Annotated in this window: 14 protein-coding genes; 5 read left to right on the top strand and 9 right to left on the bottom strand. The window is 70.5% G+C overall.

Going from position 1 to position 12,606, the window contains the following annotated elements; all coding sequences use genetic code 11:
* Positions 1-51 precede the first annotated feature (51 nt).
* Both OG242_RS27155 and OG242_RS27150 read left to right on the top strand, forming a co-directional pair.
* On the top strand, positions 52-408 hold the full coding sequence (locus tag OG242_RS27155; RefSeq protein ID WP_405900634.1) for a winged helix-turn-helix transcriptional regulator: 357 nt from the start codon (positions 52-54) through the stop codon (positions 406-408).
* Between the two features lie 46 nt (positions 409-454).
* Positions 455-697: a cold-shock protein gene (locus tag OG242_RS27150; RefSeq protein WP_405900633.1), complete on the top strand. Its 243-nt coding sequence runs from the start codon at positions 455-457 to the stop codon at positions 695-697.
* 173 nt (positions 698-870) lie between these two features.
* Here the strand turns inward: OG242_RS27150 and OG242_RS27145 are convergent, their stop codons facing one another.
* The 7 genes from OG242_RS27145 to gcl all read right to left on the bottom strand — a co-directional run bounded on the left by OG242_RS27145 (position 871) and on the right by gcl (position 6,880).
* The gene (locus OG242_RS27145) at positions 871-1,695 is read right to left on the bottom strand and encodes an alpha/beta hydrolase (RefSeq protein WP_329029649.1); all 825 of its coding nucleotides are present in this window, start codon (positions 1,693-1,695) and stop codon (positions 871-873) included.
* 172 nt (positions 1,696-1,867) lie between these two features.
* Positions 1,868-2,566, bottom strand: a complete 699-nt coding sequence (locus OG242_RS27140) for an IMP cyclohydrolase (RefSeq protein ID WP_405900632.1) — start codon at positions 2,564-2,566, stop codon at positions 1,868-1,870.
* A gap of 159 nt (positions 2,567-2,725) precedes the next feature.
* Positions 2,726-3,037 (bottom strand): hypothetical protein, encoded by a 312-nt coding sequence (locus OG242_RS27135; RefSeq protein ID WP_405900631.1) that lies wholly within the window; start codon positions 3,035-3,037, stop codon positions 2,726-2,728.
* Positions 3,034-4,419, bottom strand: a complete 1,386-nt coding sequence (locus OG242_RS27130; protein WP_405900630.1) for a hypothetical protein — start codon at positions 4,417-4,419, stop codon at positions 3,034-3,036. The genes OG242_RS27135 and OG242_RS27130 overlap by 4 nt, the downstream gene beginning before the upstream one ends.
* Before the next feature lie 7 nt (positions 4,420-4,426).
* Positions 4,427-4,567 (bottom strand): hypothetical protein, encoded by a 141-nt coding sequence (locus OG242_RS27125; RefSeq protein WP_405900629.1) that lies wholly within the window; start codon positions 4,565-4,567, stop codon positions 4,427-4,429.
* Positions 4,564-4,950 carry a hypothetical protein gene (locus OG242_RS27120; RefSeq protein ID WP_405900628.1) on the bottom strand — a complete coding sequence of 129 codons (387 nt, stop codon included), beginning with the start codon at positions 4,948-4,950 and terminating at the stop codon, positions 4,564-4,566. Before OG242_RS27120 ends, OG242_RS27125 begins: the two co-directional genes overlap by 4 nt.
* A gap of 154 nt (positions 4,951-5,104) precedes the next feature.
* On the bottom strand, positions 5,105-6,880 hold the full coding sequence (gcl, locus tag OG242_RS27115; RefSeq protein ID WP_405900627.1) for a glyoxylate carboligase: 1,776 nt from the start codon (positions 6,878-6,880) through the stop codon (positions 5,105-5,107).
* Positions 6,881-7,218: 338 nt separating this feature from the next.
* On the opposite strand from gcl, the gene OG242_RS27110 reads away from it, so the two are divergent.
* Together OG242_RS27110 and OG242_RS27105 are read left to right on the top strand one after the other, a co-directional pair.
* Positions 7,219-7,917 (top strand): hypothetical protein, encoded by a 699-nt coding sequence (locus tag OG242_RS27110; protein ID WP_330454547.1) that lies wholly within the window; start codon positions 7,219-7,221, stop codon positions 7,915-7,917.
* Positions 7,918-8,070: 153 nt separating this feature from the next.
* Positions 8,071-8,295: a hypothetical protein gene (locus OG242_RS27105; RefSeq protein WP_132901000.1), complete on the top strand. Its 225-nt coding sequence runs from the start codon at positions 8,071-8,073 to the stop codon at positions 8,293-8,295.
* 24 nt (positions 8,296-8,319) lie between these two features.
* Here the strand turns inward: OG242_RS27105 and OG242_RS27100 are convergent, their stop codons facing one another.
* Both OG242_RS27100 and OG242_RS27095 read right to left on the bottom strand, forming a co-directional pair.
* Positions 8,320-9,927, bottom strand: a complete 1,608-nt coding sequence (locus OG242_RS27100) for an AMP-binding protein (RefSeq protein WP_405900626.1) — start codon at positions 9,925-9,927, stop codon at positions 8,320-8,322.
* On the bottom strand, positions 9,924-11,600 hold the full coding sequence (locus OG242_RS27095) for an AMP-binding protein (RefSeq protein ID WP_405900625.1): 1,677 nt from the start codon (positions 11,598-11,600) through the stop codon (positions 9,924-9,926). Before OG242_RS27095 ends, OG242_RS27100 begins: the two co-directional genes overlap by 4 nt.
* 136 nt (positions 11,601-11,736) lie before the next feature.
* Between OG242_RS27095 and OG242_RS27090 the strand changes: the two genes are divergently transcribed.
* Positions 11,737-12,582 (top strand): response regulator transcription factor, encoded by an 846-nt coding sequence (locus OG242_RS27090; RefSeq protein WP_405900624.1) that lies wholly within the window; start codon positions 11,737-11,739, stop codon positions 12,580-12,582.
* Positions 12,583-12,606 lie beyond the last annotated feature (24 nt).

The following is a 12,606-nucleotide window of genomic DNA, read 5'->3' as shown; positions in this document are numbered from 1 at the left end:
CGCTTTTCGAATCACTATGATACTTCGATAACCGAAGCGCAAGGAGTGACCATGGAAGCCGGAACACCACGCCCGGGTTGGCCGGTACGAGGGTCCGAGTCGGGGCGCCCGGTGATGGCCGCACTCGACCTGCTCGGACGGCGTTGGACGATGCGGATCCTGTGGGAACTGAGCCAAGCTCCGGCCGGCTTCCGCGAGTTGCAGCGCCGGTGCGAGCGCATGTCCTCCAGCGTGCTCAGCACCCGGATCGAGGAACTGTCCGCCGCGCGCCTGCTCGCCCTGGACGACGACGGCTACCGCCTCACCCGGCTCGGCCGCGATCTTGTCGAGGCGCTGAGCCCGCTGAATGCCTGGAGTCGGCGATGGGCCGAGGAAATGGGGCCCGCGGCGCCAGAAGAGCTGGAATGATCACCACACGGCCGACTCCTGCGGCTACGGGCGAAGGGAGTGGCGCATGGGTCGCCGGACAGCGGTCGTGACCGCGACGGTGCGTGAGTGGTACGACGAGGAGGGCTGGGGCGTCCTCGACTCACCGGAGACCCCCGGAGGGTGCTTCGGCCACTACTCCGACATCCAGGCCCCCGGCTTCCGCACGCTGTCACCAGGCCAGAAGGTCGACCTCACCTGGGAAGCCCCCGGCTTCAAGCAGGACGGCTACGACTACCGCGCGGTGAGCATCACCCCCCAGCGCGCCTGACATCAACGGCCGCAGGTGGATTGCGGATGAGCAGGAGACGGCGGGGCCGAGGAAGGCTTCGCCGGCCGCAAGCGTGTTTTCCCACTTCTCAGGCATAGACAGCGGTCGGCTTTTGAGGACCGGCTTCTGGGGATCCTGTCGGGGCACCTCCGGGCCCCTGCCGTCCGGGCCGTCTATCCGAGAAAGGCGATCAGCGCGGCGGTGAGTGCGGCGGGTGCGTCCTCCTGGACGAGATGACCGGCGCCGCCGATGGGCTCGAAGCGAGCGCCGGGGATACGGTCGGCGAGTTCTCGCCCCTTCTCAACGGGGATCCAGGTGTCGTCCTGTCCCCAGCACACGAGTGTGGGCACGGCGATCTCGTCGTACCGGTCCTGGATCTCGTCGGTGTACCGCTGGTCGGCCTGGGCGATCTGACGGTAGAAGGCCGCCTGGCCCAGAACGCCGAGCCAGGGCTGGACCAGACGGTCGAGGACGTCCGGGTGGAGCCCCGGCTCGCTCGCCGAACTGACGTACTCCCGCACCAGCGCCCGGTGCAGGGCGGGCGGCAGCTGCTCGAACACCTCGGCGTGGCCGCCCACGAGCCGGAAGAAGGGCGAGCCCCAGGGTGCCAGGGCCACCACGTCGACCAGGGCGAGGGCACGGTAGCGGACGCCGTGCAGGAGATGGGCCCGAAGGGCCACACAGCCGCCGAAGTCGTGAGCGACGACGGCGGGTTCGTCCAGGCCCCAGTGGTCCAGCAGTTCGGTGAAGACCTTGCCCTGGGCGGCCAGGGAGACGTCCTGCCCCGCGGCCATCTCCGAGGCTCCGTACCCCGGCATGTCCCAGACGAACACCTGGTGGTCCCGGGCCAGAGCCTGTGCGACGTCACGCCACACACAGGAGGAGAAGGGGGTGCCGTGCAGGAGCACGACCGGATCCCGGCCGGGCCGCCCCAGGCTGTCCCAGCGCACGGTTCCCGACGCGCTGTCGTACGTCTCACCTAGCTGCCACTCACGCATACGTCCACTCCCCCGGACAGATCTGCCGTCCCACGATGATCAGGTCGTACCCCCTGAGCCCGCAACACCGGGCACATTCGCACGGCGCAGCGGGGGCTCGTCCCGTTACGTGTATGAGCTCGCGGAACGGGGCCCCCGGAGGACAGCCGGAAGCGCGCCGCGGGCCGGACGGCTACCCGGCCGTCACGTCCGCGGCATGCCGGACCCGCCCCTCCACCCCGTCCTGCGGGGCGAAGGCCGTGGCGGCGACGCGATACTCGTGGTCCAGCGCCTGCCACACCTCCTCCAGGAGCTGTTCGGCGTCCCCGGCACCGACCAGGACGTCCAGGTGGTGGCGGGCCGTCGCGACCTGGACCCCGTCCGACTCGTAGGTGGAGAGCAGAACGCCGTGACCGACCGGCAGTTGGCCCAGCGCGGTGACGGTGGTGTCGGTGCTCTCCCGGCCGTTCCCGGGCCGGCGCGCGGCCCCCAGCCATGCCTTCCCGTCGGCCCGCTCGACCACGACGGTGATCCGGGGCGTGAAGATCGGCGGGTCCGGCTCGTACTCCAGACCGTGTAGCGCCTCGGTCGGTGACTGCCCGCCGGTCAGCCGGGCCGCCACCTCGGCGACCTGCTCTCCGTTTCCGTACACGGTCCAGGGGCCCGCGACGCACGCGGCGACGTAGTGGCGCAGCGCGTCGCTGTCCTGTGCGCCCACGGGTACGACCGCGAGCTCCCCGGCCGCGGAGCCGCCCAGGCGGCGGGCGCGGGACGCCTCGCTGCGCCCGGTCAGCGCGTACGCGGCGGTGAGGACGCCGTCGTACGTACGACCCAGCACGACCAGCCGACCGGGGTACCGGTTGGCGCGGAGTGCTTCGCCGAGATGCTTCATGTTCCAGTCCTCTTACTCGTCGCAGGTTCCGGTGCCCGGTCCGGTCGGCGCAGGAGAGTCAGGTCTTCGAGCCGGAACAGGGCGGTCAGCGGGCAGTCGTTGCGTTCGGGCGCTTCGCCCGCGCCCTGTTGCCGGTGTGGTCCGGGGCCGGGAGGTCGCTCAGCCGCCGGGCCCCGCCGGGTAGACGTGGTCGATGTACTGCAGGCGCGCCAAGCCCGCGACGAGGAACACCACCGGCGGTGCCAGCCACCAGCGGCTGAAGGACCGGCGCGTCACGGGGATCAGAGTGAGCAGAGCTGTGAGAACGCCGAGCACGATCAGCAGCCCGGCCGCGAATCCGATCCCTGTCAGCGTGCTGTCGTCCCAGGCTCCTTGCGGCTGAACCATCAGAGCGCCGTAGGCGATGTAGGCGTTGAGCAGATTCACGAGGATGAGGAGTACGCCCCACGGCCCTCTGATCGCACCGGTCACTTCAGAGCGCTCCTCGCCTCGTCCAGGTTCTTGTCGAAGCCGCGGCCGTACGCCTGGGCGCTCTCGTCCTGCCAGTAGGGTCCGCCGTTGTAGCGTGTGGCGAGTTCCTGGCGCTGCTCCCGCGTCATCTCGTCCGCGGGTACGTCGGCGAAGCTGCTCTCATCCTTGAGCATGGCCAGGTAGTCGGAGGCGATGAAGATATTCTGCCCGGGGTCCTGGAGTGAGGCCTCGATGGTGTCGCGTTGCCCCGACGTGAGGTGTGCGGGGTCGTATCCGAGTACCTCCGCAGCTCTCCTCACCTGGATGGCGATAGGGCCGAAGGATGTTTCGTCCGGTTCTCCGCTGAGCCGTGGGACCAGGCGTTCCGGAGCGCCGAGCAGCCAGCCGTTCTCGCCCAGGCCACGGATGGTGTCGACACCATCGTCCATCCAACCCCATTGGCCGCCCACCTCCTGCCAGGCGATACCCGCGACCATGTCGGCCGGCAGGCCGGACCGCTGTGCCGCTTCGGAGATGAAGTCCTTGTTCGCCGCGATCCACTCGCGGCGCTCCTCGGCGTTGCGCGGCACGGCCCAGTAGGCGTCCGTGGCCTCAGGGAGCTCGGTGAGGCGCATCCTGATGTCCATGAGGGACGGCGATATGTCGTCCTTGCCCACTGTCTTGGTGAACTCCGCCTTGGATTCGCTGCCGGGAAGGTGGACCAGTGCGTCCCGACGTGCTTCGGCGGCTTCTGCTCGAAGCGCGGGTATGGAGTCGATCAGACTCTTCGCGTCGACGAAGGTGCCGCCGCGGAAGTCGGGCAGGGCGTTGTACGCCTTGTCGAGCGCCGCCGTACAGGCGTGCCGGGCTTCGCTTTCCACGGTCTTGGCGCGGTGGTAGGCCGCACTGGCCTGGTCGTGGGCGTGGTTGGCTTCGTCCTTGATGCCATCGATGTCCACCGTGAGCTCGGCCGCCCAGTCCATGAACCCGGTCGTGCCCCGCAAGTCCTCCCATTGATGCATCGGGCCGGCGTCCAGCGCTGTGCGTGTCACGACGTCGGCGACCTGGGATATGAGGCCGGTCAGCGTCTGCTCCGCGGACTTGCCGTCCGAGTAGTGGAACTTGGCGGTCTGCAAGGCGGAGACGTAGTGCAGGAGCGCGCTCTGCGCCTTGTCGTAGCCGTCGGCCAGATGCGTGATCAGGTCACGGGCTTCACGGAGCCGGTTGTCGTACGGCTTGCGGTTCTCGCTCACCCAATGCGTGTGGGTCGCGGCCCGCTTCGCGCCGGGCTCGACCTCGAGCAGCAGATCACGCAGCCTTTTGAATTCCAAGGCGTTGCGCTCCACGAGAGCGGGGTTGCAGTCCTCCAAGAACCGGACGTCCTGCCGGTAGGTGTAGGCCATCCGGGGCTCACCTGTCTTCCGGGGCCACGTACTGCCCCAGCTCGAGAATGGCGTTCATCATTCCGCCGGCCACGTCGCCTTCGTACTCGACGAAGCCTCCGTTCGCTTCTCGGAGCCGCGTGGACAAGGCGGCGAGCAGCGACGTCACGTCCTGATACTGGTCGTCCGCGAAGCGGGCGAACCGGTCGACCTTCGCCGCGACGTCCGGGTGGACTGGTCGTCCGCGAAGCGGGCGAACCGGTCGACCTTCGCCGCGACGTCCGGGTGCGAGCGTGGCGCGCGTGCCATCGTGCAGAGGTCGCCGTCGGGTCGCCCCTCGTAGAGGAGGCCTGCCAGTTCGATCAGGAAGTTCGAGTTCCCGTTGAGCGATTCGTGGTTGACGCCCAGCTGACCGCTTGCGCCTCCCCGGCCGCCGCCCCCACCGGTGCCGCTGTCGGCCATGTAATGGTCGAGCTGCATCTGCGTCGCATGCTCTTCGGCCACCTGGGCCTTCGGCTGCTCCCACTCGCCCCACGCCATATTGCGCTTCATCCCCCGACGGTTTGCGCGGCTGACTCCTGCCCTGTCGATTATCCACCAGCCTTCGGCCTGAAGGTTCAGCGGGGCGAGGACGGGCAACGCGGAGAGCGCCTGCGAGGATCCGCAGGCGCTCTCCGGGGGCCGGGGGGCGCAGACCCCTGAACGGTCACGCCTCCGCGTACGGCCTGATTGCCGTCGGGGCGTGGGACGGGTCCGTCGCGATGTCCTCGAACTCGTTGACCGACGCGATGTCCGAGCCGCTCATCGAGATGTTCGTGACGCGTTCCAGGATCGCTTCGACCACCACCGGGACACGGTGTTCCGCGGCCAGCTTCTTGGCTTCCTCGAAGGCCGGGAGGAGGGCGTCCGGTTCGGTGACGCGGATGGCCTTGCAGCCCAGGCCCTCGACGACCTTGACGTGGTCGACGCCGTAGACGCCCAGTTCCGGGGAGTTGAGGTTCTCGAACTCCAGGTTGACCTGGAAGTCGATGTCGAAGTTGCGCTGGGCCTGGCGGATCAGGCCGAGGTACGAGTTGTTGACCAGCACGTGCACGTACGGGATGCGGTGCTGGGCGCCCACCGCCAGCTCCTCCAGCATGAACTGGAAGTCGTAGTCGCCGGAGAGCGCGACGACCGAGCCCTCGGGGTCGGCCGTAGCGACGCCCAGCGCGGCCGGGATCGTCCAGCCCAGCGGGCCCGCCTGGCCGCAGTTGATCCAGTGGCGCGGGCGGTACACGTGGAGCATCTGGGCGCCCGCGATCTGGGAGAGACCGATCGTCGTGACGTACCGGGTCTCCGGGCCGAACGCGCGGTTCATCTCCTCGTACACCCGCTGCGGCTTCAGCGGGACGTTGTCGAAGTGCGTACGGCGCTGCAGGGTCGCGCGGCGCTCCTGCGTGGACGCCGCCCACTCCGAGCGGTCCTTCAGACGCCCCGCCGCCTTCAGCTCGCGGGCGACCTCGACGAACAGCTCCAGGGCCGCCTTCGCGTCGGACACGATGCCGAGGTCCGGGGCGAAGATCTTGCCGATCTGGGTGGGCTCGATGTCCACGTGGACGAAGGTGCGGCCCGCCGTGTAGACGTCGAGCTTGCCGGTGTGGCGGTTGGCCCAGCGGTTGCCGATGCCGAGCACGAAGTCGGACTCCAGGAAGTTCGCGTTGCCGTAGCGGTGCGAGGTCTGGAGGCCGACCATGCCGGCGTTCAGCTCGTGGTCGTCGGCGATGATGCCCCAGCCCATCAGGGTCGGGACGACCGGGACGCCGGTCAACTCGGCGAACTCGACCAGGAGTTCCGACGCGTCGGCGTTGATGATGCCGCCGCCCGCGACGAGCAGCGGGCGCTCCGAGGTGTTCAGCATCTCCAGCGCGCGCTCGATCTGCTTGCGGGTCGCGGCGGGCTTGTGCACCGGCAGCGGCTCGTACAGGTCGGGGTCGAACTCGATCTCGGTGAGCTGCACGTCGATCGGCAGGTCGATGAGGACCGGGCCGGGTCGCCCCGTACGCATCAGGTGGAACGCCTGCTGGAAGACGCCCGGGACCTGCGCGGCCTCCAGGACGGTGGTGGCGGCCTTGGTCACCGGGGCGGCGATCGAGGCGATGTCGACGGCCTGGAAGTCCTCCTTGTGCAGGACGGCGGTCGGCGCCTGGCCGGTGATGCACAGGATCGGGATCGAGTCCGCGATCGCGGAGTACAGGCCGGTGATCATGTCGGTGCCGGCGGGCCCCGACGTACCGATGCAGACGCCGATGTTGCCCGGGCGGGCCCGGGTGTAGCCCTCCGCCATGTGGGAGGCGCCCTCGACGTGGCGGGCGAGCGTGTGGTGGACACCGCCGGACGCCTTGAGGGCCGCGTAGAAGGGGTTGATCGCGGCGCCCGGCACACCGAACGCGTTGCTGACGCCTTCGCGCTTGAGGATCTCGACTGCCGCGCGGGCAGCGGTCATACGAGGCATTGAGTGCTCCTGCTCGTCCCTGGGTGGAGTCGGGGGTTGAGTCGGGCTCTGTCGCGCCACCTGAGAGCACCAATTCACCGATTCCGCATTGCGGAAAACTTCTTCTGTTATGTGGAAGCCAATCTAAAGCGAGACCGGAGGGCCGTCAAGAGAACCGCGCCCCGGGCGGCGAAGGGCACCAAGTGCCGCGATTCCCGCCCCGGCGGCGAACTCTTGGTGGAGCATGGGTGGATGCGGAGCGGAGCCGGCCCGGTACGCGGGCGCGGGCGCTGCCGCGTGGAACGGAAGCGGCCGGAAGCGGCACCGAAGCCGTACGGAAGGAGCCCCGGGTGGAGTCAGTGCCGGTACGGTGCCCGGCCTGCCGCCGCGACCACGCGTACGTGACGCCGGTCTACCCCTGCCCGTGCGGGGAGCCGACCGCCCCGCCGTTGCTGCGCGGCGCACCGGTCACCCCGATCACCCACCGCACCTGGAACGACGACTGGGTGACCGTGCGCTGCCGGGGCTGCGGGCGGCACGACCAGTGGCCGCAGCCCGAGCTGTGCTGCCCGTGCGGGGCGGTGCTGCGGGTGCCGGTGCGGCCGGTGGCGTCCGCCGGGGCGGTCCGGCCCGCGCACATACCGCTGCCGCGCACCGCGGCGGCACCGCGGCCGGCGTTCCGCCCCCTGACGATCCGAACCGCGCGCGACGCGGTCTCGGCGGCGGCGCACTACCTGACCTGGCTGGGCTTCCGCGAGGTCACGCATCCGGCCAACCGGCCCGCGTCCCGGATCGACCTGCGGGCGGCCGGGCTGATCGCCCAGGTGGACTCCAGCACCCGGCCGACCGCCCTGCGCGATGTCGAGTGCCTGTGGCTCAACGCGCTCAACGGCTCGGTGCGCGGGGTGCTGTTCTCGCTCGCGGGGTACGCGCCGGAGGCCCGGCAGCGCGCGGACGCGCTGTTCGTCCCGCTGTTCGTCATGGACCTCACCGGCTCCCCGCAGCCGGTGAACGGCGCGGCGGACGAGCTCTTCAGCACCGGCGCCTGACCCCACGCGCCTCACATTTTCGGACACCTGGGCCGGTCGGCGTGTCGTGCCTCACAGAAACCGCCCGGCCACACTGCGTGTGATCCGTCACGTTCTGGCCAACGGCCCCCGATGTGCGGTTCGTTGTCAGTGGCGGGCCCTACAGTGGAACGCATGGTCTTAACTCCACGGACTTCACCACCCTCGGACACGCCCGCGCACGCCCCCGCGCTCCCCAGGCGCTCCGCCCTGGAGGCCAACGAGGCGATCCGCGCGCTCGTGGACGCCCGCGCGGGCCAGGACTGGTCCGCCGTGGAGTCGGCGGCCTACGAGGTGCTGCTCCTCCAGTGGGCGGCGGCGACGCGTGGTGACGCGGGGGACGTGATCGAGGCGGCCTGAGCCGCTCGGTCCGGAGGAAGCGCCCTAGCGGCCGTAGTTCTCCCGGAGTTCGATCTTGCGGACCTTGCCGCTGACCGTCATCGGGAAGGTCTCCAGGATCTGAAGCAGGCGCGGCACCTTGTAGTGCGCCAACTGCCCGTCGCAGAAGGCCCGTACGTCCTCCAGGGCCGGCGGGTCGGCCGGGTCCGCGGGGATGACGCAGGCCAGCACCTCCTCGCCGTACCGCTCGTCGGGCACGCCGACCACCTGCACATCGGCGATCTTGGGGTGGCGGTAGAGGAACTCCTCGATCTCGCGCGGGTAGATGTTCTCGCCGCCCCGGATGATCACGTCCTTGATGCGGCCGACGATCTGTACGTAGCCGTCCTCGCGCATCACCGCGAGGTCCCCGGTGTGCATCCAGCGCCCCGCGTCGATCGCCTCGGCGGTCCGCTCCGGCTGGTCCCAGTAGCCGAGCATCACGCTGTAGCCCCGGGTGCACAGTTCGCCGGACTCGCCGCGCTCCAGGGTCACCCCGGTCGCCGGGTCGATCACCTTGACCTCGATGTGCGGCATGACGCGGCCGACCGTGCCGGTGCGGCGCTCCAAGTCGTCGTCGCGGCGGGTCTGCGTGGAGACCGGGGAGGTCTCCGTCATGCCGTAGCAGATGGACACCTCGTCCATGTGCATCTCGGCCACCACCCGCTTCATCACCTCGACCGGGCACGGCGACCCGGCCATGATCCCGGTGCGCAGCGAGGACAGGTCGTACGAGGCGAAGTCCGGCAGATTGAGCTCGGCGATGAACATCGTGGGCACCCCGTACAGCGAGGTGCAACGTTCCTGCTGCACGGCGCTCAGCACGGCGGCCGGTTCGAACGAGCCCCCCGGGATCACGATGCACGCGCCGTGCGAGGTAATGCCGAGGTTGCCCATCACCATGCCGAAGCAGTGGTAGAAGGGCACCGGGAGGCAGACCCGGTCCTGCTCGGTGTAGGCGACCAACTCCCCCACGAAGTATCCGTTGTTGAGGATGTTGTGGTGGGAGAGCGTCGCACCCTTGGGGAAGCCGGTGGTGCCCGAGGTGTACTGGATGTTGATCGGGTCGTCGCAGGACAGCTCCGCCTCGCGGGCGACGAGTTGATCGACCGTCACCTGCGGTGCCACGGAAAGCAGTTCGTCCCAGGACGCGTCACCGATGTAGTGCACCGCGCGCAGGTCCGGGCAGTCGGCACGGACCTCCTCGACCAGGGCCCGGTAGTCGCTGGTGCGGTGTGCGAGGGAGGCGGCCAGGAGGGAGATCCCGGCCTGCTTCAGCACGTACTCCAGTTCGTGCGCCCGGTAGGCGGGGTTGATGTTGACCATGATCGCGCCGATGCGGGCGGTGGCGTACTGGACGAGCACCCACTCGGGGCAGTTGACCGCCCAGATCCCGACCCGGTCCCCCTTGGCCACGCCCGAGGCCATCAGCGCGCGGGCCAGCTCGTCGACATCCGCCGCGAACTCGGCGTACGTCCAGCGCCGCCCGGACGGCACGTCGACCAGCGCCTCGCGGTCGGGCCAGGCCGCGACCGCCCGGTCCAGGTTGCGTCCGATGGTGTCGCCGAGCAGGGCGGTGGTGCCCGTGCCGTGCGCGTAGGACAGCTCGGTCATGCCAGGTCCCCCTCGGCGTATTCGGTGCCGCCGCCCTGGGCGGTGCGCTCGCGCAGTTCGATCCGGCGGATCTTGCCGGAGACGGTCTTGGGCAGCTCGGCGAACTCGAGCCGGCGGACGCGCTTGTACGGGGCGAGCACGGACCGGGAGTGGGCGAAGAGCACCTTGGCGGTGTCGGGCCCGGGTTCCCAGCCCCCGGCGAGCACCACGTACGCCTTCGGGACGGAGAGGCGCACCTTGTCGGGCGCCGGGACGACGGCGGCCTCGACGACCGCCTCGTGCTCCAGCAGGGCGCTCTCCAGCTCGAACGGGGAGATCTTGTAGTCGGAGGACTTGAAGACGTCGTCGGCGCGCCCGACGTACGTGATGTAGCCGTCCTCGTCGCGGGAGCCGATGTCACCGGTGCGGTAGTAGCCGCCGGCCATCGCGTCGGCGGTGCGCTCGGGGTCGCCGTGGTAGCCGGTCATCAGGCCCACGGGGTGCGACGACAGGTCGAGCGAGATCTCGCCCTCGGCCGCGCCCGGCTCGCCGCTCACCGGGTCGAGCAGAACCACGTCGAAGCCGGGGCTGGGCCGCCCCATCGAGCCGGGCTTCAGGACCTGGCCGGGGCTGTTGGCGACCTGCACGGCGGTCTCCGTCTGGCCGAAGCCGTCGCGAATGGTGACGCCCCAGGCGCGCCGGACCGCCTCGATGACCTCCGGGTTCAAGGGTTCGCCGGCGGCGACCACCTCGCGCGGCGGGGTCTTCAGCTGGGTCAGGTCCGCCTGGATCAGCATGCGCCACACGGTGGGCGGGGCGCAGAAGCTGGTGATGCCGGAGCGGTCCATCTCGGCCATCAGCCGGCCCGCGTCGAAGCGGGTGTAGTTGAAGATGAAGACGGTCGTCTCGGCGCTCCACGGGGCGAAGAGGTTGGACCAGGCGTGCTTGGCCCAGCCGGGCGAGGAGATGTTGAGGTGGACGTCGCCGGGCTTGAGCCCGATCCAGTACATCGTCGCCAAGTGGCCCACGGGGTACGAGACATGGGTGTGCTCGACGAGCTTGGGGCTGGCGGTCGTGCCGGAGGTGAAGTAGAGCATCAGCGGCTCGTCCGCGTCGGTCTCGCGGTCCGGCGTGAACGTGCCCGGGGCCTCGGCGGCCTCCGCGTAGTCGAGCCAGCCCTCGGCCGGGGCGCCGACGCAGATCCGGGTGTAGCGGCCGGGCACCTCGTCGAACTTGGCGGTGTCGGTGTCCCGGACCAGGACGTGCCGGACCCGGCCGCGCTCGACCCGGTCGCGCAGGTCGGCGGGGCCGAGGAGCGGGGTCGCCGGGATGACGACGGCGCGCAGCTTCATCGCGGCGAGCGCGGTCTCCCACAGCTCGGCCTGGTTGCCGAGCATGACGAGGATGCGGTGCCCCTCGCGTACGCCCTGGGCGCGCAGCCAGTTCGCGGCCCGGTCGGAGCGGGCGGACATCTCGGCGAACGACACCTCGGTGCGGGTGCCGTCCTCCTCGACGATGTGGAGGGCGGTGCGGTCGTTGTCCCGGGCGATGACGTCGAACCAGTCGAGCGCCCAGTTGAAGTGGTCGCTGCGGGGCCAGCGGAAGCCCGCGCGGGCGGCGGCGTAGTCCTCGCGGTGCCGCAGCAGGAAGTCCCGGGCGGCCCGGAACGTCTCGGTCGCACTCGTTTCCGGCATGTGCCCTCCTCTTTACCGGCCCGGCCGGTCCCTTGGGTCCTCACATGATGTAAACAGTGACCCAGGTCTCACCACCCCCGGACGGGGGTGTCGCGGGGCCGCCATTCCATCGGGGGCCGGGCAGAGAGGCGTCAGGGTGCCGGAATCCGTCGACGCGGTCGAGATGCAAGCGGCGCTGCTGCGGCTGCGCCGGACGAGCGGTCTGCCGGTGGCGTTCGGCGGGCTGCTCTCGGACAGCCGCCACGCCAGGATCGCCGAGGTGAACGGGGCCCGGACGGCGGCGCTGCGCGGCCTGGTCATCTCGTCGGGCAGCGGCCTGGGCGGCAAGTCCATGGCCCTGTCCAGGCCGTGCGCGGTGACCGACTACCGCTCCTCGCGCCACATCAGCCACGAGTACGACACGGCCGTCGCGGCGGAGGGCCTGCGCTCGGTGGTCGCCGTCCCCGTCGTGGTGCGGCGCGAGGTGCGGGGTGTGCTGTACGGGGCGCTGCGCGAGCCGCTGACGCTCGGGGACCGCACGTTCGACGCGGCGGTGGCCGCCGCCCGTGACGTGGAGCAGGCGCTGGTGGTACGGGACGAGGTGCGGCAGCTGCTGGCGGCGGGCCGCCCGGAGCCGGACGCCGCTTCCGGGGTGGCGGCGGGGGCCTGGGAGGACGTCCGGGAGGCGCACCGCGAGCTGCGTGCCCTGATGCCGAAGGTGCTGGACCCGGCGCTGCGCGACGAGCTGCTCGCCGTGTGCGGGCGGCTGGCGTCGGCGACGGGCACCCGGGCGCCCGGGGCGCGGGAGGTCCGGCTCGCGCCGCGCGAGGTGGATGTGCTGGCGTGTGTCGCGGCGGGCGCCACCAACGCGGTGGCGGCGGACCGGCTGGGGCTGCGCCCGGAGACGGTGAAGGGCTATCTGCGGTCCGCGATGCGCAGGCTGGGGGCGCGCACCCGGCTGGAGGCGGTGGTCGCGGCCCGGCGTGCGGGGCTGTTGCCGTAGGGCCTGTCGTTCGGATCAGGCCCT

The organism is Streptomyces sp. NBC_00727 (genome assembly GCF_045161745.1).
GTDB lineage: Bacteria > Actinomycetota > Actinomycetes > Streptomycetales > Streptomycetaceae > Streptomyces.
The sequence above is the reverse complement of the archived record's forward strand: the minus strand, read 5'-3'. Positions and strand labels throughout refer to the sequence as shown.

Bases quoted from the DNA above. Each gene is read 5' to 3' on its own strand.
- OG242_RS27155 (WP_405900634.1), top strand. From the start codon at position 52: ATGGAAGCCGGAACACCACGCCCGGGTTGGCCGGTACGAGGGTCCGAG.
- OG242_RS27150 (WP_405900633.1), top strand. From the start codon at position 455: ATGGGTCGCCGGACAGCGGTCGTGACCGCGACGGTGCGTGAGTGGTAC.
- OG242_RS27100 (WP_405900626.1), bottom strand. From the start codon at position 9,927: ATGACCGAGCTGTCCTACGCGCACGGCACGGGCACCACCGCCCTGCTC.
- OG242_RS27145 (WP_329029649.1), bottom strand. From the start codon at position 1,695: ATGCGTGAGTGGCAGCTAGGTGAGACGTACGACAGCGCGTCGGGAACC.
- OG242_RS27095 (WP_405900625.1), bottom strand. From the start codon at position 11,600: ATGCCGGAAACGAGTGCGACCGAGACGTTCCGGGCCGCCCGGGACTTC.
- OG242_RS27140 (WP_405900632.1), bottom strand. From the start codon at position 2,566: ATGAAGCATCTCGGCGAAGCACTCCGCGCCAACCGGTACCCCGGTCGG.
- gcl (WP_405900627.1), bottom strand. From the start codon at position 6,880: ATGACCGCTGCCCGCGCGGCAGTCGAGATCCTCAAGCGCGAAGGCGTC.
- OG242_RS27130 (WP_405900630.1), bottom strand. From the start codon at position 4,419: ATGGCCTACACCTACCGGCAGGACGTCCGGTTCTTGGAGGACTGCAAC.
- OG242_RS27105 (WP_132901000.1), top strand. From the start codon at position 8,071: ATGGTCTTAACTCCACGGACTTCACCACCCTCGGACACGCCCGCGCAC.
- OG242_RS27120 (WP_405900628.1), bottom strand. From the start codon at position 4,950: ATGAAGCGCAATATGGCGTGGGGCGAGTGGGAGCAGCCGAAGGCCCAG.